Raw genomic sequence first — 20,921 nt, forward strand, 5'->3', positions numbered from 1 at the left:
GCAATGCGTGTTGTTTTGGCTGAAGATTCCGTCCTGCTCCGTGAGGGCCTGGTCCGCTTGCTCGAGGAAACCGGCGCGGAGGTTTGTGCGGCCGTCGGCGACGGCACTGAGCTTCTGGCGGCCGTGGCCGAGCACCGTCCGGACCTGCTGATCACCGATGTCCGCATGCCGCCGTCACACCGGGACGAGGGGCTCAAGGCGGCCCTGGAGGTGCGTGCCACGTACCCGGGCATGGCCGTGCTGGTGCTGTCCCAGTACGTGGAACTGACGTATGCCACCGAGTTGCTGGCCGGCGCCTCATCCGGGGGCGGCGTGGGCTACCTGCTCAAGGACAGGGTGGCCCGCTTTGCCGACTTTGCCGACGCGATAGGCCGCGTTGCCGGCGGCGCAACGGTGATTGATCCCGAGGTGGTCAGCGCGCTGTTGGCCAACCGCGGCGCCGCGGACCCCATAACTTCCCTCACGCCGCGCGAGTCCGAGGTGCTGGCCTTGATGGCGGGCGGGCGCACCAACGCCGCCATCGCCAAGCATCTGGTGGTCAGCGCCGGGGCCGTGGAAAAGCACATCAGCTCGATCTTCGCCAAGCTCGGACTGGCGGCCACCGGCGACGACCACCGCCGCGTGCTGGCCGTACTCGCCTATATGCAGCAGCGCTAAGCCGGCCACGCGAAAAAGGGGCCCGTCCGCGGTGTACGGACGGGCCCCTCTTCTCATGCCTTACTTCCTTAGTGCTTTTGTGCCCGACGGCGGCGGGTCACCAAAAGTGCACCGGCACCTCCCAGCACCAGCAGCAACGCGAGGCCGGCCGGGATGAGCACCTGCGCACCCGTGCTGGCCAGGTCGCCGTTGTTGCTGTTGCCGTCCGCGGCGGGCGTGGTGGCCGCACCGGAGACGGACGGCTTGGCCGACGTCGACGGCTTCGCGGAGCCCGAGGCGGAAGTGGACGGCTTCGCGCTCGGCGTCGGGTCGACCGTGACCGGCGGGTCGACGGTTGCCGCGGTGACCACGAATGCCGTGCTCGCCAACACCGTGCCGGATTGCTCCAGCGTGATGGTGTGCGCACCGGCGGCAAACTTGGCCGGAATGGTCACGGTGGCGCTCAGCGTGCCGTCGTTGCCGGCCTTGACCTCGGCCAGCTTCAGCGGCTCGGAGTGGACCCACAGTTCGTAGCCCTGCCCGGCCACCAGGTTGGTGGCCGTGACCTTGATGGCGGAGCCGGCAACCACGGTGCCCGGCACGGACAGTGCCGGCGCCCCGGGCTGCGGCTTGTCGACCGGTGCCACCACGGCATCAACCGTGGAGGCGACGGACAGCCCGGCCTTGTCGGTGGCGCGGTAGGCGACGGATACGCCGTCGTTCCCGGCCTTGACGGGAGCCGTGTAGGCCTTCCAGGTGGTGCCGCCGTCGGTGGAGAACTCCACCTTGGCGATGCCCGATCCCGCATCGGCCGCGGTGACCGTGACTGTGCGGGCGGTGGTGTCGACCTTGGCCTTGACGGTGGGCACGGTGGTGTCAACCTTCAGCGATCCCAGGGTCTTGACGGTCTCCAGGTTTCCGGCGGCATCACTGGAACGGTAGTTGACCGCGTTGACGCCCCCGGGGAGCGTGAACGCCTTCGTGTACTCAACCCAGGGGCCGGTGCCGATCTGGTATTCGGTCTTTGCGACGCCCACATTGTCCGTTGCCGCCAGCGTGATGGCCGGTGCGGTGGTGTACCAGCCGGAGGCGGCCGGAGCTGCCGGGGTGGTGGTTGCCGTGGTGACGGGCGCCGTCGTGTCTGCCGGGGCAGGCTCGGCGCACGTGAACTTGGCATCGCCCCATACGCCGTGGGCACCATTGATGGCGCCGGCGGAGATCGGGTCGACGTGCAGTTCCAGGTAGGAGACGCCCTTGAGGTCGAGGTTCAGCTGCTCCGGGGCAAATCCGTTGACGAAGGTGCGGCTCTGGTAGAGCTGCTTTCCGTCACCGATCACGGTGAAGATGATCTTGCCCTGGAAGTTGCCCTCCAGGCCCACGGAGGAAGTGAAGCGGCTGCACTGGCCGCCGAGGTAGTACGTCACGTTCGACGGCGCGTGCACGCCCAGTCCCTTCGTGTACGTGGTGGTGACGGGAGCGGCTCCCGTTGTGTCAACGATCGTCAGCGGAACATCCGGTGAGTTTGCCGCGTCCTTGTTGGCGACGTCCTTGCCCATGACGCCGTACCCGTTGGTGGAGGATACCGGGGTCAGGTCGGAGGCGAAGGAGTCCGCGTTCGGCGCCGTGGGCAGCGGGAAGTCCACTACCTGCCAGTCGAAGATCTTCACGTTGTCCGCGGTGGGCAGCGTGACCGAGGCCAGCTGCTTGCCCGGGATCAGCCGGACGGTGTCGGAGTAGACCTGGTAGGCGCTGGTGGTGTATTCGGGGTTGGCGGCGTTGGTCTTGCTGTTGCGCCCCAGCGACTTGATGGCCGTCTTGGTGCCCTGCGCGTCGCCCTGGATGAGCCAGTTCGGGAAGTACAGGGACTGCTTCTGGCTGGTGCCGTCGGCGTAGTTGATGGTCAGTTCCGGTGAAACTCCGGCGCCGGCGGCAGCCGAGCCGAGGACTGCCAGGTCGGTGCCCTGGCCCGTTACGGCCACGGTTTGTCCGGCGAGTGCGACGGCGTTGTTCTTGTCCGGGCCCACGGCGGGCCAGGTGTAGTTGACCTCGGTGGGCAGGCCCGCGTCCACGGTGACCTTGGAGCCCGGGGTGACGCCGCCGGCGGGAACCGTGGCGTTCTTCAGCGCGTCGGCGTTGAAGGACGCTCCGCCGCCGTCAAAGTTTCCGATCGCGTTGTCGAAGGCGCCCTTGGGGGTCGTGACGGCGACGTTGTTGAACGCCCCGGCCAGGGAGCCGTACGCCACGTAGATCTGGTTGGCGCCGGCCACCTCGCGCGGCGTGTTGCCGGCGTCCTTGTACGTTGCCTTGGCGCTGACGGTCTGGGCTCCGGCGGCGGTATCCGCTCCCGGGGTCAGGTCGAAGGTTGCCCGCACGGTGGCGCCCGCACCGACGGAGGCGACGGTGGCGCCCTTGGCGTTGCTGACGGTCCAGCCGGCCGGCACCACCGGGGCGATGACGACGTTGGTCTTGGCTGCGCTGCCGTTGTTCGTGAAGGACACGGCGGCCGTGGTCTTCTGGCCCTGGAAGACCTTGGCATCCAGGCTCACTGCCACCTGGGCGGCGAGTCCGTCGGAATTGGTACCGCCGACGGCGGAGCTTGCCTTCAGCGTGACGGTTGCCGAAGCTGTCGAGGCGACGTCGCCGGCCTTCACGTGCACGGTTCCGCCGGCATCTGCGGCGTCGTAGTACCAGCCCGTGGTGGCGGCGGCGAATGCCTTCGCGTCGGCCACCTTGGCCAGCGTGGTGGAGCCGACCGTCACCGCGGAGGGCAGCGAACCGCTGTGGACCGCCAGCTTGTACGGGCGGGTGGCAGCCTTGCCGGCGTAGTCGCCGTCGCGCTTGCCGATGGTGACGGCAACGTCGCCGCCGTTCTTGGCGGGGGCGGTGACGTTGAAGACCTGGGCGCTTGACTTGCCGTTGCGGTAGTCACGGGTGACCTTGTCGTCCTCCTTCATGGTGAAGGAGGAGGAGCCGGACGGGTAGACGTCCACCGTGATGGGCGAGTTTTCCGGGACCAGGGAGGCGTTGCGGGCAATTTCGCCCTGCGGCACCACGGCGCCGGCGCGGACGAACATGGGCAGGGTTTCCAGCGGGGCGTGGTAACCGTTAAGGACCTGGCCTCCCTGGTAGACGGTGCCGGTCCAGTAGTCCACCCATTGGCTGCCGGCGGGCAGCACGATGCCGTTGCGGACGTCGGTGCTGGTGGAGACCGGTGCCATGAGGTAGTTGGAACCGAGCATGAACTGGGTTTCGGCTTCCTTGGTGTAGGAAAGCGGGTCGTTCGGGAATTCCAGCGGCATGCTGCGCATCATGCCCACACCGGTGTTGCTGGCGTCGACGGCGAGCGAGTAGATGTACGGCATGAGTTCCTGGCGCATCTGCAGGTACTTGCGGTTGATCTCGGTGGCGGTGTCGCCGTAGAGCCACGGACGCTTGTCGGTGGGGGCCCAGCCGCTCATGGAGTACAGTTCCGGCGCGAATGCCTTCCACTGCAGGTCGCGGACGTAGCTTTCGGGGCTGCCGCCAAAGATTCCGTCAATGTCGGAGGTGGTGAACGCCTGGCCGGAGTTGGCTGCGCCGGCCAGGGCGGGGACGCCCCAGCGGATCTGGTCCAGGTTTCCGGAGTGGTCGCCGGTCCACTGCACGCCGCAGCGCTGCGCACCGGCCCAGCCCTCCACCATGAGGGTGTTGGCGCGGCCGTTGGAGTAGGTTTCGAGGCCCGATTTGGAGGATTCGCAGCCGGTCAGGGCCAGCCGGTAGCCGGCGCCCACCCAGGCGACGTCGAGCTTGCGCATGGCGATGCCGTCGGCACCCACCTCGGTGGGCTGGTTGGTCAGCGACCGTTGCGTCCACAGGCCGGTCTTGAGGTCGGCCTCGGCCTTGATGGCCTTGACTGTGCCGCCCAGGCCCTTGTCCGGGTTGGCCGGGTTGTAGGGGGCGTTCTTGTCATAGCCGGCGGGGTCCTGCGTGTACTCGCAGCCGTAGCCGTCGTTGACGATCATCCAGCCGGCCGGCATGTCGTGGGCCTTGAATTCCTTCGCCGTGGTGACGGCGTCGAAGGTGTTCTGCTTGGGCGTGGTGGCGCTGGTGTAGCCCGACGACGAATACGTGGGGCTTGAGCGGTTGTAGCAGTCCGCGTCGCCGTACTCGAGGCCGTAGACGGGAGGCAGGTTGGGCCGGCCGGTCAGCTTCGTGTAGCCGTCCAGGTCCTCCTTGTAGTCGCCCACGAAGTAGTAGGCGTCGAAGCGCTTTTCCTGGTGGGTGGTGGTCTCGTTGTTGGTGAACGTGTACGAGCCCGGGGCGAAGGTGTTGCGCAGCACGCCGTAGCCGGCACTTGTCATGTAGTACGGCACCGCGTTGGGGTTTCCGCCGTCGGCCCAGTTGAAGTTGGTGGAGACGTTGATGGTGGATCCGGTGTGGACCACGCGGCCGTTCTGCATGCCGCCGCCCAGGAACTGTTCGCCGGCAACCGGCTTCAGGTGCTGGGTGGTGGTGTCGGAGCCAAAGCTCAGGGCGGAGGATTCCTGCCAGACGACGCTGCCGTCGGTGCGCTTGAGCGTGAAGGCGCCGGTGGCCTTGTTGGCCTCGAGCTTGACCTTGGCGGTGGCCATGGTGATGACGCCGCCGGCCTCGGAAACGGTGACGGTGCCGGCCTTGAACTGGTCGGCCCCCACCACGATGTTTGCGGTGCGGGTGGCGTCGGCGGGCGATTCGGGCGTGTTGGCCGGGTCGCTGAACGTGCCGGTGGGGGTGGCCTCGAGGCGGAAGTTGCCGTCGTCGAGGAACGTGACGCGGACGGCACCCTTGTCGGGGGTCAGGGTGACCACGTTTTTTGCCTGCACATACGACTTGATGGCGCCAAGCGTGGTGCCTCCGGCGTCAACGGCGACTTCGGGGGCAATGGTGGAGGCGGCGATGGGTGTTCCCGGTGCGGCGGTTGCCGCCTGGGACAGGGCCACGGCCGGGACTGTGCCAACCGTGAGCAGGCCCGCAATGGCCAGCGCCGCGGCGCGTTTTGAAAGCTGTCCCCGTCCTGGGGGGTTGGCCGGCAACGCTGCCGGATTCTTCTCGTGACGCAGTGACATGCAAACTCACTTTCGGGCGTTAGCGATGATTTGTGATGGGATTATCCATCAAACACTCATTAACAATCACGTATGAATGTGACGCAGGTCAAGCCATTTTGAGTTGTGATGGATAACATCGAGTGACTCGGCTCACTTTGCCATTAATGTGACGTCATCGTTTGGGTGTAGTCACGGCCAACGGCCGGCTGCTCCTGGTCCCGGGCCGCGCCCGGTCGGCGCCCTAACCCTGGCTGCCGGCGTTTGTCTTATATGTTTTTCCAGCCAGCGGTCCCGCCAGGGTCAGCCTGGGTATCTTGGAAGGCGGCACGGACAGGTACTCGGCGGCCAGTTTGGTTGATTGGCCGGACTTCCTTCGCCCCACCGCGGCAAGGAGTGTCAAACAGATCGCCAGGACCGCATAGGGAAGGAGTAGCGCGGGATTGCGCACCTCATAGGCGCCCAGGGCGGAGAAAACGAGCAGCGGCACAGATGCGAAGCCGGAAATGGTCACGGCAATAATGATGTTCCGGGCGTCTGCCCGCATGTTCCCGGCAACTGGCCCAAACTGGATCACGAATTGGCCCCGCGCCGAATTGATTCTGGTGATCTCCCGATTCACGGCGTCAACGGGCAGTGCCTGGATGACTGCCTGCGCGGCCTCGGCGCGTGTCATCCTCTCCGCACGCGGCTGGCTGGCCCGTGCCGCGGCGTTGCGATTCTTGAGGGTGGCCCAGTCAAGCTTCGCTTGGTTGGGTGCGCGAACCTCGACTCCGGTGTGGGGGTCCACTTGGGCCATGACCCTGTAATAGAGGCCTGGCCGGCCGAAATCCTGCAGTGTCGTATAGCCGTGGCGGTATTCCCGCCGCGCCGCAATCATCGACGCGATGGACAGCACGCCGGTTGCCATTGCAAGAAAGAAGTATGGCCCGACGGCAAACCCCACCCACGCCCTGAGATTCGTGCCGTGGCTGCTGACGAAGGCCACGACCATGATCGGGATGAGCGAGACGAGTATCCCCACCATGGCCCAGCCTCGCGCGGTCTGCAGCGCGAGCGCCGTCGGGCCGCGGAGGATTCGATGCCGGACAACGGGCAGCCAGGAATCATCGGCCGGCACGAGGCCGTCTCCCGTTTCCTTCTGGGTGTGCAGCATTCCTCCCCCAATTCCTCGCTCCAGCGTGCGCTCGAGAGCAATTAGATCACGCGGGCTGCGCGTGGTCCTGAGCCGCAACCGGATTGCCGAAGCTGAGCCTCGTAGCATTGCTACATGACTGATGAGCGCCGCATTGCCCGTGTTCTCGATGCGCCGTGGCTCCCGCCCGGAAGCACTGCGGAAGCTTGGGCGGGAAATGATTGCCAGGTCATCGACCCGGTCATCGTCACCCGGCTGCTTCTGGTGCGGCGCAGTTCAGCCGGCACCTTGGAATTCTTCCGCGTTCCAACACCCCGGGGCCCAAATCTCCCAACCCGCTATCTGTGGGGCAGCGAGGATCACGAGTCCGTCGCTGACGGCACCTCGCGCCTCATGACGGAGGTGTTTGGGCGCGGTGACCTGGCGACCCGCTGCATTGGCTTCATCCGCAACGTCGTCCCCACGCTCGACCCCAATTATGCATACCCGTCACCGTGGGCCCACGTGCCGGTATTCCTGGTCACCGACACAGCCGAGCCGATAGTCGCTGGCGACTGGGTCGGCGCCGACCGGGCCCACGCCGAGCTTGCGGACCGGCACTGGTGGCCGATCGTCGGGAACTACCTCACGGCGCAGGACGCTTGACTTCTAAATCTATATAGCTAGATTTAATTCATGGATAACTTGGGGCGCGTAACTCCGGCCACTGCACTGGTGCTTGAAGCACTACTATCTGCGGAACGTGTTTGGGGGCTGCAGATCGTCAAGGCCGCCGGCAAGAAGCCGGGAACGGTTTACCCGATCCTCGATCGTTTGGAGTCGGCGGGGTGGGTTGTCGGCGAGTGGAATAGCGACGAGGCCAGAAAGGGTCCGCGGCGCCGGTATTACAGGCTGGTGCCTGACGCCCGTCCGTTGGCGCTGGCCTACGTGAAGACGCAGCGGGCGAAGGAAGGAAAGGCCGTGACGCGGCCGTTCCCCGCAGCGCCCGCGGGAACAGGCTGTACAGCATGAAGGGCCGGGAATGGATCCTTGCCATGTGCCTTGCCCTGGGGCCGGCGGATTCCCGGGCTGTTCGTAACGAGCAGCTGAGGGCGGATTTGCGGGACTGCACCGAAATGGGCATTTCGCAGTCCTCCTTGTTGTTTGGAGCCCTTCGCTCTTCCGCAACAGCCAGAGCTCGCGAGATGACGGGGAGGAACCTGAGGCTGGTACTTTGCACGCTCGGCGTTGCCCTGGCGCTGGTCAGCGGCACCCTCGTTGGCCTACACACAACACAGCATCAAGTTCACGCCACCGCGCAGGAATCCAGCGTGGCCAGCGAAAGTGCAGGGAGTTCGGCCGTCCAGCAGGACAATACCGTCTCGGTAGACACCGCGACCGGGGACATTCGCGAAGCCTTCGTGCGGGCAAAGAACGAAGGAAAACAGCTCACGTTGATCTCAGGCAAAGACTCCAGCGTCGTCGTCGACCCTTCCGTGACGATGGACTCCGTGACCATCCTTGATGCCAAGTCCGGGGCGATTATCGACAGTTTCCCCGTGGATAAACCAGCTGGGTGACCGCCTACCGCTTGTCGCCGAACCAACGGGGAAGGTGGCTGTTGAGGTCCTGCTGGTCATCGCCAACCCACGTGACATGTCCGTCGGGACGCAGGAGGACGGCGCGTTCGTCGAGTTCCTCGATCGTGCCGGCCAACAGGTCGACGCGGTCATCCCAGCCGGAGACCGTGAGCTTGCCGGTCTGGTCCAGCAGCAGGCCGCGGCCGGCGCGCATCCGCTCGTAGAGCCGCCCCTGCGCCAACTTCACGTCCCGCAACCGCCGGCCAAGCAGCGGGCGGCTCCCTTGGCCGACGTCGTAACGGATGGAGATCGCGGTGAGCTTTTCGATCAGGTACCGGTTCACGTCGTCGAAGTCCATGAGGTCGGCGATCAGCTTGCGCACGGCCTGGGGCCCGGGTTCGGTGTCGAGCAATTGCATGTTCGCTCGCGTGGTTTCAATGACGTCGACCGCCACCGGGTGCCGTTCGGCGTGGTAACTCTCCAGGTGGCCGTCGGGCGCCCAGCCGTTGACGGTGGCGGCGAGTTTCCAGCCCAGGTTGAACGCGTCCTGGACGCCGAGGTTCAGGCCCTGCCCGCCGACGGGTGGGTGGATGTGTGCGGCGTCGCCGGCCAGCATCACCCGGCCAACGCGGTAGCGTTCGGCGACCCGGGTGGAATCACCAAACCGGGAGAGCCAGCGCGGTGAATGGACGCCAAAATCGGTGCCAGCCCAGGTGCGCAGCTGTTGCTTGATCTCCTCGAAGTCGGGTGGGGCGGTCCTGTCCGCCGCCACCTGCGCGGCGGGCACCACCAGGCGGTAGAGTCCGCCGCCCAGGGGGCCCAAGCCAAACCGTTTCTGGGTCTTGCGGACCTCGGTGACGATGGCGGTGACCTCGTCCAGGGCCATGGTCAGCTCCATCTCGCCGATGAGGGTATCCACCCTGGACGGCTCCCCGGGAAAGGCCACGCCGAGCAGTTTCCGCACGGTGCTGCGACCGCCGTCGCACCCCACCACGTAGCGGGATTCCAGCCGGGTGCCGTCGGCCAACTCCACCTCCACCCGGTCATCCCGCTGGGTCAGTGCCACCAACTCGGCGCCGCGGCGCAGTTCCGCACCCAGTTCGATCGCGTGCTCCTCCAGGATCCGGTCGGTGGCCGGCTGGGGAATGCCAAGGACATAGCCATGGGCGGTGTCAAGGTCCGTTGGCACCGGTTTCGAGATGCCCGCGAAGAACCCGGTCAACGGGTACTTTTGGCCCTGGACCAGGAACCTCCCCAGCAGGCCGCGCTGGTCCATCACCTCGATGCTGCGCACGTGCAGCCCCAACGCCCGCACAATCGCGGTGGGCTGCGCATCCCTCTCCAGCACGAGCGTGGACACGCCGTGCAACCGCAGCTCTCCCGCCAGCATCAGGCCCGTGGGTCCCGCGCCGACAATGATCACATCGAACATAAGAACTCCCTACCTTGGCAACGCCTTCGGCCCGGGCGATCGCAGAAGGCGTGGTTGGGAAAGGTAAACCTTAAGGACCGGTTGAACCGCTGCTCGAGTCCGGACCCGCCGACGTCGAGGCGGAGTCCGGCGACACCGATTGCGACTGCGACTGGGCGGCTTCCGTGGATGGCGTCGCACTCTCGGACGGGGTCGCTCCGCTGGGTGAGGACGGCTCGGTGGGCACGGTTGCCGGCGGCGTGGTGCCGGGCGGGGTGGTTCCCGGCGGAGTAATGACGGGTGGTGTCGTCACCGGAGGTTTCGTGCCTGGCGGAGTGGTGACGGGCGGCGTGGTACCCGGAGGGGTGGTCACAGGGGGCTTTGTTCCGGGCGGCGTGGTGGCCGGATGGCTGGGCGTCTCGCTGGGCTTCGCGGACGGCGTTGCCGACTTGGACGGTTTGGCCGTTGCGGTCTTGGCCGGCTTGGTACTGCTGGCCGCCTTCAGCGTTGCCTTGTCCTTGGCGGCCTTTTCCTTCGCCGTCTTCTCCTTGGCTGCCTTCGCGGCAAGCTCATCCTGGGCGGCAAAACCGGGCATCGTGAAGTAGGCGGAGGAATTGCTGGTGGACTGGGGCGTGTGGAGGATGGTGCCAACGGAGGGGTTGAGCGCGCTGATCATCTCCCCGTCGCCAACGTAAATGCCAATGTGCGACCAGTGGTCGGGACCGTCGGGGTTTTGCACCACCAGGTCCCCGGGCTGCGGGTTGTTGGTCTGGACCATCGGAACCCATTGCTCGGTGCGCGGCAGGGCGACGCCGGCCTGGGCGTAGGCCCACTGCACAAACCCCGAGCAGTCCCAACCGTTCGTAAAACTTGTTCCGCCCCAAACATAGCTGTGGCCAAGGCCCTCGTACGCGGCAGCCAGAATTTCCTTGCGGACGGTGGAGATCATCGCCGCCGAGATTTCGGGGACATCGCCGCGCATGGCGGCCGCGGAACGGGCAAATTGGGGAGTGTTGCCGTTCGGGCTGGTCAGGTCGAAAAGTTGTTTGGGCTTGGGCTTTTGCGCCATGATCAGCGTGTTCGCGAAGGACACCTTCACGCCGAGTCCCTGTGCGGCGAAGGAGTCGAAGCCCGCGGCGATATCCGTGGTGGGAGTGGGGGTCGGTGCTGCATACTCGGCGGCGGTCGCGGTGGCGGCGTCAGCCGCGGAAGTACTTGCATACCCGGCACCCACAAAACCCGCTGAGGCCAACAGGGTGCAGATGACTGCCATGCTCAATTGGTACGGTCGCGATTTCCCCTGCGATGACGCCACTAAAGTATCCCCCTGCTTCGTTGCACTCGGTATGGATGAGCATACGCCGCATACTCAAAACCAAACAGAGTTTTCACAAAATGACACAACATGTCTTAAATGAACGTGTTTCAGGGGGTTACCGCACAGGAACGGCCATGGTTTTGGCGGCCCTTATCCGGCGTTGCGAATGATCCGCCGCTGCGTGGCCACGGCAATGGCGGCCGTGCGGTTGTCCACGCCCAATTTGTCGTAAATATGCACCAGATGCGTCTTGACGGTCGCCTCGGAGATGAACAGCGACTTGGCCATGGCCTTGTTGGTCATCCCGGTCGCCAACAGTTCCAGCAGCTGCACCTCGCGGGCCGAGAGTACCGGCTCGGGGTTGCGGATTCGGCCCAGCAGGCGAGCCGCCACTTCGGGGGCCAGGGCCGTCTGGCCGGCGGCGGCCGATTGCACGGCCGCCCGGATCTGTTCCGGCGGGGCGTCCTTGAGCATGTAGCCGCTGGCGCCGGCCTCGACGGCGGCCAGGATGTCGGCGTCGGTGTCGTAGGTGGTCAGGATCAGCACCGGCGGGGCAAATGGCAGCGCCTTGATGGCCCTGGTGGCGCTGACCCCGTCCATTCCGGCGCCCATCTGCAGGTCCATGAGGACCACGTCGAGGGGTTCGCCCAGGGTTTGCAGGCGTTGGACCTCCTTGATGGCCGCGGCGCCTTCGGGCGCCTCCGCCACCACGGTGAAACCCTCAAATTCGGTCAGCATGGCCCGCAGGCCGGCACGCACCACGGGGTGGTCGTCCACCAGCAAAATGCGTATCTCAGTCATCGCGCGCCCTCATTTCCATCCCCCGCACCGCCATCGAGCGGCAGCCGGATGGCCACCACCGTCCCCTCACCCGGGGCGGATTCTAACGCCAGGGTGCCGTGCTGCGCCTCAACCCGATCGGCCAGCGACTTCAGCCCAAAACCGCTCCCGTCCGCCCGGCCGGCCACCATGTCGGCAAGCGTTGCCGGCTCGAAGCCGCGGCCGTCGTCGAACACGTCCAGGGCCACCTCCGTGCCCAGGTAGGCGAGGCTGACGACGGCGGTGCCGGCCTTTGCGTGCAGCCAGACGTTGGCGAGGCTCGCCTGGGCGGCGCGCAGCAGCGTGACCCGGTACGGCTGCGGCAGGTCCACGGGCTCACCGTCGACACGGAAGGTGCAGGCCAGGTTGACGCCGCGGGCAGCCGCCTCCAGTTGGGTCTTCTCGCACAACCGCCGCAGGCTTTCCACGAGGGATGTGCCCTCCAATGCCGGGGAGGACAGCCCGCGCACAAAGCTCCGGGCCTCGGCCAGGCTTTCCGACGCCGTCGCCGCCACCATGTCGATGCTTTCCCGGGTGGACACCAGGTCGCCGGATTCCAGGGACCGCCCGGCCGCACGGGAGACAAGGATGATGGAGGAGAAACCCTGCGCCAGGGTGTCGTGGATTTCCCGGGCGAGGCGGGCCCGTTCGGCCAGGACGCCGGCCTCATGCTGGGTGGCGGAGAGTTCGGCCCGCGTGCGCCGCAACTCATCCGCGGCCAAGCGCTGGCTTTCGCCGTTCCGGTAGAGCAGGTGGTATGCCATGGACGTGACCACGGCGAACGCGGCACCAAACACCGGGCCCAGCACGGCGGCCATCGGCAGTCCGCCGGCGGCGGCCCACTGTGCCCCAATCACGGCCGCCGTCATGACGGCGACGGCGGCAAAGCCGGCCCAGCGCGGCAGGAAGTGCAGATGCAGGAAGAACAGCGGGAACACGAGCCAGGAGAAGGCGGCCGAACCCGTCAGCAGCACGGCCCACAGCACCGTGACCAGGCCCAGCCACAGCAGCGCGTACCGGCCCGGGTTGCGGGCCAGGGCGCCGGCCGCGAAGCGTTTCTCCGCGACGGTCCCCAATAGGTAGACGGCGGCCAGGAGCAGGGCGAGGGCCAGGAAAATGTAGCGTGCCGGACGGCCCATGGACGACGCCATCAACTGCACGACGGCCACTGCCAGCAGCAGCGCAAACCCTACGTGCAAGGTGACCCGCAGGAAGCGCAGGATCCCGTCCATGGTGGGCTCGGTGGAAACCGCCGCCGCGTTGCCGGCAGTCGTCACGGGCGGGTGTTCCACGGCAGACATGCCACCAGCTTAGGCGGTGCCGGACCGTCGCGGATCAACCAAATGGTTGAGTGGCGCGTCAACCAAGGGGAATCCGGGAATCATCCAACTCCGCGATGGATCGGATCGCGAAGCAAAGGAAAGTGGAAGTAAGAGAAAAGCCCGGCACTACCGGGCCCGCCACTACCGAAAAGACACCCCATGTTCCTCGCCCTTAGAGACATCCGCTTCGCCAAAGGCCGCTTTGCCCTGATGGGCGGTGTCGTGGCCCTGATCAGCCTGCTCCTGGTGATGCTTTCCGGCCTCACCGCCGGGCTCGGCAACCAATCCACCTCGGCCATCGCCGATCTCGGCAAGGGTGCCGCGGGTTCGTCGACGACGGCGCCCGTCAACCAGATCGTCTTTGGCGCTCCGGGCAAGAACACCCCACCGTGTCCTTCACCGAAAGCGAAGTGACCGCCGCCCAGCAGAAAACCTGGGCCGCGACCCCCGGCGTGTCCTCCGCAACCCCGTTGGGCATCAGCCAAACCCGGTTCCAGGGGGCCGGCGCCACGAAGGGCACCACCAACGTTGCCGTGTTCGGCTCCGGCGGAAACGGGGCCGGTAACGGGATCTCGCCGTCGGCCGTCACCGACAGCACTGTGGTTATCGGCACCACGGTGGCAAAGGACCTGGGCCTGGCCGTGGGCGATTCCGTCACCATGGGCGGGACCACGCTGAAGATCTCCGCCGTCGTGGCCGACCAATGGTATTCACACACCTCGGTCGTCTGGACCACGCTGCCTACCTGGACCAAACTGGCCCACCTGAGCGACCCGCAGCAGATCTCCACGGTCCTGGCCGTGAGCTACGACGACGGCGCCACGGTGGACGCAGCCGCCGCGAACGCCACCGCCGGCACCGTCAGCACCACGCGCTCCGGCGCCTTCCAGGGCCTGGGCGGCTACAGCAGCGAACACGGATCCCTGCTGATGATGCAGGCCTTCCTCTACGGAATCTCTGCCCTTGTGATCGTCGCCTTCCTGACCGTATGGACCGTGCAGCGCACCCGCGACATCGCCGTCCTGAAGGCCATGGGCGCCTCCGGCAAGTACCTGCTGAAGGATGCACTGACTCAGGCGGCAATCGTCCTGCTGGCCGGCGCCGCCCTCGGCGGACTCGTGGGCGTGGTTGGCGGATTCTTCGCCGCCAAGGCCGCACCCTTCCTGGTCACCCCCGCCACCACCATGCTGCCCGTGATCGGCATCGTGGCCCTGGGACTGGCCGGCGCGGCACTGGCCGTCCGCAACGTCACCCGCGTCGACGCACTCATCGCCCTCGGCGGCAACTAGCCCCCTGATCGAGCCTGTCGAGATCCCCAACCGCCTCCCCCAAACCTAAGGAATCACCCCATGTCTGCCTTGAACCTCAGCAACGTCACCCTCGACTACCCCGACGGCGAGGGCACCATCACCGCCCTCGATGCGGTAAACCTGTCCGTCAACGCCGGCGAGTTCCTGTCCCTGGTGGGCCCGTCCGGCTCGGGAAAGTCCAGCCTGCTGGCCGTTGCCGCCACCCTGGTCAAGCCGACGTCGGGCCTGCTCACCATTGACGGCACCGACGCCACGGGCCTGGCGGAGAAGGAGTTGGCCGCGCTGCGCCGGGATTCGGTGGGCATCATCTTCCAGCAACCGAACCTGCTGGCATCGCTCACGGCGGCCGAACAGCTCATCATCGGCGACCACCTGCGCGGCAAGTCCGCCCGTGCGGCGGCGGGCCGGGCGGCGGAGCTGCTGGACGTCGTCGGACTCTCGGACAGCGCCCACAAGCGCCCGCACCAGCTTTCGGGCGGGCAGCGCCAGCGGGTCAACATTGCCCGGGCACTGATGGGCAGCCCCAAGGTGCTGCTGGTGGATGAGCCAACGGCCGCACTGGACCATGAGCGCAGCGAGTCGATCGTGCGGCTCCTGCGCAAGGTGACAGATGACTTTGCGGTCGCCACCGTCATGGTCACCCACGACACCGAATTCGTGCCGCTGACCGACTCCGTGGCCACCATGCGCGACGGCGTCCTGAGCGCCCCGGTGCCCACGCAGGCGCCCGCGATGGCCGGTTGAGGGCGGCCGCGGAACCCCGCCGATCAGGCCCCATGCAATACCATGGGGGAAACTGATTCCTGAGTCACTTGAAACGGAGCCATCACTTCATGAAACGCGTCCTCGCACTTGCCGGCAGCCTCCTGCTTGCCCTGACCATCTCCTCCTGTGGCGCCGCTACCGGCCCCGTCGGCACCTGGGGCAACGGCTATAACAAGGACAAGCAGCCTTACCTGGAGCTGTCCCTGGGCGCGGTGCAGAACGGCGACCAGGCCGGCTACCTGACCGGCAGCGACGGCTGCAACCGCCTGGCGGGGCAGTGGATGTACGCCGGCGGCGAGCTCACGTTCCCGCAGCTGGGCGGCACCACCCTGGCCTGCACGGGCATCGACGCCTGGCTGTCCAAGGCCAAGGGCGGCACCATCGACGGCAACAAGCTGACCATCACGGACGCCAACGGCGCCACGCTGGGAACGCTGGACCGCCGCAACTAACCGTTCGCAGCCTGCGCCGGCCCGCAACACCGCCCCTTTGATTCCGGGCGGTTGTCGCGGGCCGGTTTTTGCTTTAACGGCCCACGTCAGTAGCCCAACAGGCGTTCGTCCTGGACGTCGTCGTACTCATCCCGGGCCCGGAGCATGGTGGAGACGTTGTTTTCGGCCCACAGCCGCAGTGCCGTCAGCGGTTCCAGCAGGGTCCGGCCCAGCGGGGTCAGTTCGTAGTCCACCCGCGGCGGCACCTGGGCGAAAATGGTGCGCTCCACCAGGCCGTCGCGCTCAAGGGCGCGCAGCGTTTGGGTCAGGACCTTTGGCGTGACCACCTGGACGCGCCCGCGCAGTTCGGAGAACCGCAGCGGTCCGTCGGAGAGCACCTGGATGACCAGCGTGGCCCATTTGTCCCCGATCCGGGCGAACACCATCCGGGACGGGCAGTTCGGGTCAAACACGTTGCCGATGAAGTCATTAGTATCCATGGGGTAACTCAGTTTCCTTGCAAGCCTTGGTTTCCGATGCATACTATTGTCTCATTAGTTTCCGCAAGATACCAAAGAGGAGTTCGCCATGAAGATTGCCGTTTTTGGAGCCACCGGTATGGTCGGTTCGCAGATTGCCGCCGAGGCCCTGCGCCGCGGCCATGAGGTCACCGCCATTTCCCGCTCCGGCAAGGATGTTCCCGGCGCCACCGCCCTGTCGGCCGACATGTCCGACGCCGGTACGGTCGCTTCAGTGGCTGCCGCACACGACGCCGTGGTCATTGCCACGGGCCCCAGCCGCACGGGCGGCGACCACCAGGAGTGGCTCGACGCCATGGCCACGACCCTCGGCAACGTGGGCGCCACCCGCACCCTCGTGGTGGGCGGTGCCGGGACGTTGACGGTGGACGGCGTGCGCCTGTTGGACCAGCCCGGTTTCCCGGATGCGTACAAGGCGGAGGCGCTCACCGCAGCCGCCGCACTGGATGCCATCAGGGCACTTCCGGCGTCCGTCAACTGGACGGTACAGGCACCGGCGCCGGAGATCGCCCCCGGCGAGCGGACCGGCGCGTACCTGACCGGCAACGACTCCCCCGCAGGTTCCTCGATCTCCACGCAGGACTTCGCCGTGGCCGCACTGGATGAGCTGGAGACGCCGAAGCACGTCCGGGCACGTTTCACGGTCGCCAACTAGGCACTTAAGCCTGGGGTCGGCAGGCCAAAGGTGTGGCGCAGCGCCGATTGCGCCGCGAACCAGCCGCCCATGCCGTGCACAGCGGGGCCGGGCGGTGTGGAGGCCGACCCCAGGTAAAGGCCCGGCGCCGGCGTCCGCCATGGATCCCGCGCCACAACGGGGCGTTTGAGCAGCTGGGCCAGGGTCACGGCTCCGGAGCTGATGTCGCCGTCAACGTAGTTGGGGTTGTAGGCGCCCACGTCACGTGCAGTGGCAGTGTGGGTGTCCAGGATCAGGTCCCTGAAGCCCGGGGCAAACCGCTCCACCTGGGCCGTGATCGCCTCCGTCCGGTCCTCCGCAGAGCCGGCCGGGACGTGCGTGTAGGCCCAGAATGTGTGCCTGCCTGCCGGTGCGCGGCTGGGGTCGACAACTCCGGGCTGGGCCACCAGGACGTAGGGGTCATCCGGGTGTCCGCCGTTCAGGACCCGGTTTTCCGCGGCGGCAATGGCCCGCCGTGAGCCACCCAAGTGCAGGGTGGGCGCCCCGCGGAGTGCGGCGTTCGTCCACGGCACGGGACCCGAAAGGGCAAAGTCCACCTTGCACACGCCGGCGCCGTAGCGGAAGGATTCCAAGCGGCGTACATATCGATCCGGTAGTTCCGCACCCGCCAGGCGCACCAGTGCGCGCGGGGTGACGTCGCAGATGATGGCCTTCGCCGACGTCTGCGCACGCAGCTCCGCGATGCTCGTCACGGGCGAGTCCAGTTCAATCGTGCCGCCGTGTGCCGTGAGGTCCGCGGCCATCGCGTCGGCAATGGCTGCGGAGCCCCCCTTGGGAACCGGCCAGCCTCCGGCGTGGGCCAGGGCGCCCAGCAGCAGCCCCGCACCGGCGGTGGCCAGGCCCGGCAGCCGTCCGATCGCGTGGGCGGACACACCCGCCAGCATGGCCGGCGCGGCCTCGCCCCGGAAGCGCAGATTCCAGGCCGGGGTACCAAGTTCCAGGGTGCGCAGGCCGTATTGCACGGCCGCCACGGGATCCCGGGGAATCCGCACCAGGCCGTGCTGGGTGAAGTCGATGACGCCGTCCAGCCGGCGCAACAACGGCTCCATGAGGGCGCGCCACGCCCTGCCGTCGGGACCCAGCGCGTCCACCGTACGGTCAAGGTCGCGGTAAGCGATCCCGGCCCGGCCGCCGTCGAGCGGGTGGCCGTAGGAAATCTCCGGCACCATGAGTTCGATCCGCCCGGCCAGCCCAAACTCGCGGAAGAACGGGGACGCCAGCGCCATGGGGTGCACGGCGGAGCACACGTCGTGGCGGAAGCCGGGCAGGGTGAGCTCGGCGGTGCGCGTCCCGCCGCCGATACTGCCCGCGGCCTCATGGACGGTGACGGACAGGCCCGCCCGGGCCATGGTCACGGCGGCGGCAAGGCCATTCGGGCCGGCGCCAACTACTGCGACGTCAGGCATGTTTGGGGTGCTTCGCCAGGCCCGGCTCGCCGGCGTCGGGCGTACCGGCGTCGGGCGTACCTGTGGCTGCCTCGTCGTCGCCCGTTCGCGGAGCTTTTGCGAGCAGCACCCCGCCCTGGGGATCGTCCACGCCGCCGCGGCGCACCACGTCGTAGTGCGGGCGCCAAATGTCCCGAACAGCCAGCGCCAGCAAGGCCACCGTGGCAATACCGGCCAGGGCCGAGGCCATGACAAAGTACGGGGTGTCGATGGCGTGTTGCGGGCTGATGTTGCCCAGCTGCTTGCTTTGGAACAGCATCAGGGCGATGAAATGGGTGATCACCGCAGCCTGCCACAGCAGCACGGGCCGCCAGCGCGGCAGCGCGAGCGCCACCAGCGGCAGCAGCCACACGGCCTGCCACGGCTCGGCAGTCTTGTTGACGACGACGAACCCGGCGACCGCCACGAAGGCAAGTTGCGCCACCCGCGGCTGGCGTGGTGCGTAGAGGGCAATCGCGGCGACGCCCAACACCACCAGCATCACCAGGACGGCGGACAGCGTGTTGACGGACACGGTGGACATTTCCGGCATGCCCATGCGCCCGGCAAGGAGGTTGTAGCCGCCATAGATCGAGGAATCCGAGGCCGGGCCGTTGATGACACCATCCACATAGGCCTTCCATCCGGCCGCGTTGGAGAGCATGACCGGCAGGAGCACCAGCAACCAGCCCACGGCCCCGGCCGCCAGGACCTCCAACATTTTCGTTGCCGATTTGGCGCGCACCCCCAGCAGGACCAGCGCAACCAGGACCAGGATCGCGTAGGGGGCCACCATGGCGGCCAGGCCCAGGACGAACCCGGCCCAGATGGTTCGGCGTCGGGCAAACAAGTAGATGCCAAGCGCCACGAGCCCCGCGGCCCAAAAATCCCAGCTGACAAAGGCCGTCAACCACAGCAGCGGGCTTGCGGCGACGATGGCCGCGTCCCAGGGCCGGCGTCGGGCGGTCCGCGCCACCACCACTACTGTGAAGATCCAGACGGCGGCAATCAGTACCGCATTGAGGTCAAAGAACGCCAGCTGGCGAAGGGCGCCATGCCCGGCACCACCCGTGAGCCAGGCCGTGATGCCGGCGATGAAGCCCGCCAGCGGCAGCTGGTCAAACGTGGAGCCCTTGCCCAGGAACGGGAACACCGAGCCGAGGTTGTGCTGCACAAAGGAGTTGGGGAATTCCGACCAGCACACGGTGGAGTACTGGTCGGGGGTGGTCCACCCGCTCTCGCGGCAATGGTATTTCGCCAGCACGGCGATAAGTGCAGAGACCATGGCCATGAAGATCAGCACGCGTTCCACCGTGAAGAATCCGGGATCAGTGATGCCGGGGGCCGTCCGGCGCCCCAGCGGACCGCCAACGGGCTCCGTCATGGTCCGAAGCGTTGGGTCGGTGCGCGACGGCACAACAATGCGGTGTCGGGTCTGCTGTCCCGAGGCCTGAGAATCCTCCATGGCTACGAGCCTACCGGGTCGGCGGCACACAGTTTTGATTGCGTCAGAAGCCCGTATTCATGCGCGCGGGGCACACGTTTTCACCGGCTTGCGGCCTTCCGCGAAACAGCGTCCGGACGCGAAGCAGCCCGCGCCGGTCAGCGCGGGCTGTTCACGGTTGGCGGGGGCGCCGTCGCCGGTTCCCCCTGGGTTGCGGCTCGTGTCTACAGAATGAGTAATGGTCATCCGTGGGCCACCTTTCTGGCGGGGCCGGTGTCCTAGCGGATGTTGAACAGGTCAACCCGCATGATTTGCTGCTGCGTGCTTTCGCGCAGCTCGACGAACTTCTGGTGGTCGACCGGCGTAAAGAACACTCTCTTGACGGCGGATAGCGAACGTTTTTTCTTCATTTTTTCACCCCCTCTCACCATTGAATATGGCAATACTTATTATTTTTGGCGCGACAAATAAAGCCATATTCTTCTTTCGAAAAAGGGCAATATCAGAGCACAAAAAGGCGCGAGTAATTTTGTGCATTGATGCCGATTACAAATCGGCGGATGGTCAGCGTGTGATCACACACCATGTCGCTGCAGACCCGTTTCCGATGGAGTATTCCACGGGAGGGCCGGGGTGGACTTGAGTGGGTGTCGGTCAGACTGACCGGTCTCGGGCAGCCTCTGTCAGGCAAACCCGGATGCGTACGTAACCTTTTGTGTGGTTACGACGCCATGCCGGCGCGCCATGCAGAGGCCAGACGATGTCCAATAACTCCGGACTTGATTGCTGTAAACATCATGGCCTCCTTTCAACATGCACGCGGACATTCCGAGGGAATTCATCGGAACTAATTATTAAAGTACAGCATTACCAACCCCCATGACCAGCCCACGGCGAATATTAATCAAATTTCCTTGTATTACGTTCGCGGCGGCCCGCCGTGGATGGAGAAACCAGTCCGACGCCGGCTGGACGCCCCGGCCGCAACCACCCCAGCCGGGTCGACCGCCGGGAACACCTCCGGAGTGGCACCCGACCACCAAGGCGCCGA

General features: G+C 66.5%; 17 protein-coding genes and 1 pseudogene. 8 read left to right on the forward strand and 10 right to left on the reverse strand.

Translation table 11 applies throughout. The features are described 5' to 3' along the window. Positions 1-3: 3 nt before the first annotated feature. A complete protein-coding gene (locus AL755_RS21720) occupies positions 4-657 on the forward strand; it encodes a response regulator transcription factor (RefSeq protein ID WP_054012794.1) in 654 nt (217 codons plus the stop codon). 68 nt (positions 658-725) lie between these two features. On the opposite strand, the gene AL755_RS21725 is transcribed toward AL755_RS21720, so the two are convergent. Together AL755_RS21725 and AL755_RS21730 are read right to left on the reverse strand one after the other, a co-directional pair. Then, positions 726-5,720 (reverse strand): NPCBM/NEW2 domain-containing protein, encoded by a 4,995-nt coding sequence (locus tag AL755_RS21725; protein WP_082369493.1) that lies wholly within the window; start codon positions 5,718-5,720, stop codon positions 726-728. A 223-nt stretch (positions 5,721-5,943) separates the two neighbouring features. Continuing rightward, complete coding sequence (locus tag AL755_RS21730; RefSeq protein ID WP_054012795.1) at positions 5,944-6,855, reverse strand: hypothetical protein; 912 nt, start codon at positions 6,853-6,855, stop codon at positions 5,944-5,946. 114 nt (positions 6,856-6,969) lie between these two features. Here AL755_RS21730 and AL755_RS21735 point away from each other — a divergent pair, with 114 nt between their 5' ends. From AL755_RS21735 to AL755_RS21745, 3 genes are read left to right on the forward strand one after another with little or no spacing between them, the layout of a single operon-like run. Then, the gene (locus tag AL755_RS21735; RefSeq protein WP_054012796.1) at positions 6,970-7,479 is read left to right on the forward strand and encodes a hypothetical protein; all 510 of its coding nucleotides are present in this window, start codon (positions 6,970-6,972) and stop codon (positions 7,477-7,479) included. Between the two features lie 30 nt (positions 7,480-7,509). Further along, positions 7,510-7,845 carry a PadR family transcriptional regulator gene (locus tag AL755_RS21740; protein WP_082369494.1) on the forward strand — a complete coding sequence of 112 codons (336 nt, stop codon included), beginning with the start codon at positions 7,510-7,512 and terminating at the stop codon, positions 7,843-7,845. Further along, positions 7,842-8,393 carry a hypothetical protein gene (locus AL755_RS21745; protein WP_150117208.1) on the forward strand — a complete coding sequence of 184 codons (552 nt, stop codon included), beginning with the start codon at positions 7,842-7,844 and terminating at the stop codon, positions 8,391-8,393. The genes AL755_RS21740 and AL755_RS21745 overlap by 4 nt, the downstream gene beginning before the upstream one ends. Positions 8,394-8,397: 4 nt before the next feature. Here AL755_RS21745 and rox read toward each other — a convergent pair whose 3' ends face one another. From rox to AL755_RS21765, 4 genes are all read right to left on the reverse strand, one after another. Next, complete coding sequence (gene rox / locus AL755_RS21750; protein WP_054012799.1) at positions 8,398-9,825, reverse strand: rifampin monooxygenase; 1,428 nt, start codon at positions 9,823-9,825, stop codon at positions 8,398-8,400. A 70-nt stretch (positions 9,826-9,895) separates the two neighbouring features. Continuing rightward, the gene (locus tag AL755_RS23790) at positions 9,896-11,077 is read right to left on the reverse strand and encodes a C40 family peptidase (RefSeq protein ID WP_054012800.1); all 1,182 of its coding nucleotides are present in this window, start codon (positions 11,075-11,077) and stop codon (positions 9,896-9,898) included. A 195-nt stretch (positions 11,078-11,272) separates the two neighbouring features. After that, the gene (locus tag AL755_RS21760) at positions 11,273-11,923 is read right to left on the reverse strand and encodes a response regulator (protein ID WP_054012801.1); all 651 of its coding nucleotides are present in this window, start codon (positions 11,921-11,923) and stop codon (positions 11,273-11,275) included. Continuing rightward, on the reverse strand, positions 11,920-13,242 hold the full coding sequence (locus AL755_RS21765) for a sensor histidine kinase (protein WP_445290487.1): 1,323 nt from the start codon (positions 13,240-13,242) through the stop codon (positions 11,920-11,922). Before AL755_RS21765 ends, AL755_RS21760 begins: the two co-directional genes overlap by 4 nt. Positions 13,243-13,422: 180 nt before the next feature. Between AL755_RS21765 and AL755_RS21770 the strand changes: the two are divergent. The 3 genes and pseudogenes from AL755_RS21770 (at position 13,423) to AL755_RS21780 (ending at position 15,790) form a co-directional block, all read left to right on the forward strand. Next, a pseudogene (locus tag AL755_RS21770) lies at positions 13,423-14,552 on the forward strand (ABC transporter permease). Between the two features lie 60 nt (positions 14,553-14,612). Further along, entirely contained in the window at positions 14,613-15,317 is a 705-nt protein-coding gene (locus AL755_RS21775; RefSeq protein ID WP_054012802.1) for an ABC transporter ATP-binding protein, read from the forward strand. Between the two features lie 89 nt (positions 15,318-15,406). Beyond that, positions 15,407-15,790, forward strand: coding sequence for an META domain-containing protein (locus AL755_RS21780; RefSeq protein ID WP_054012803.1), 384 nt, complete (start codon positions 15,407-15,409; stop codon positions 15,788-15,790). 86 nt (positions 15,791-15,876) lie between these two features. Here the strand turns inward: AL755_RS21780 and AL755_RS21785 are convergent, their stop codons facing one another. Then, entirely contained in the window at positions 15,877-16,269 is a 393-nt protein-coding gene (locus AL755_RS21785; RefSeq protein ID WP_054012804.1) for a winged helix-turn-helix transcriptional regulator, read from the reverse strand. An 88-nt stretch (positions 16,270-16,357) separates the two neighbouring features. Here AL755_RS21785 and AL755_RS21790 point away from each other — a divergent pair, with 88 nt between their 5' ends. Continuing rightward, positions 16,358-16,963: an NAD(P)-dependent oxidoreductase gene (locus AL755_RS21790; RefSeq protein ID WP_054012805.1), complete on the forward strand. Its 606-nt coding sequence runs from the start codon at positions 16,358-16,360 to the stop codon at positions 16,961-16,963. On the opposite strand, the gene AL755_RS21795 is transcribed toward AL755_RS21790, so the two are convergent. The 3 genes from AL755_RS21795 to AL755_RS24330 form a co-directional block, all read right to left on the reverse strand. Further along, positions 16,960-18,408 (reverse strand): phytoene desaturase family protein, encoded by a 1,449-nt coding sequence (locus AL755_RS21795; RefSeq protein ID WP_054012806.1) that lies wholly within the window; start codon positions 18,406-18,408, stop codon positions 16,960-16,962. The genes AL755_RS21790 and AL755_RS21795 overlap by 4 nt on opposite strands. Next, positions 18,401-19,891, reverse strand: a complete 1,491-nt coding sequence (locus AL755_RS21800) for a glycosyltransferase family 87 protein (protein ID WP_082369495.1) — start codon at positions 19,889-19,891, stop codon at positions 18,401-18,403. The genes AL755_RS21795 and AL755_RS21800 overlap by 8 nt, the downstream gene beginning before the upstream one ends. Positions 19,892-20,148: 257 nt before the next feature. Then, the gene (locus tag AL755_RS24330; RefSeq protein WP_272946695.1) at positions 20,149-20,280 is read right to left on the reverse strand and encodes a hypothetical protein; all 132 of its coding nucleotides are present in this window, start codon (positions 20,278-20,280) and stop codon (positions 20,149-20,151) included. Positions 20,281-20,921: the final 641 nt, after the last annotated feature.

The organism is Arthrobacter sp. ERGS1:01, from assembly GCF_001281315.1.
Classification (GTDB): Bacteria; Actinomycetota; Actinomycetes; order Actinomycetales; family Micrococcaceae; genus Specibacter.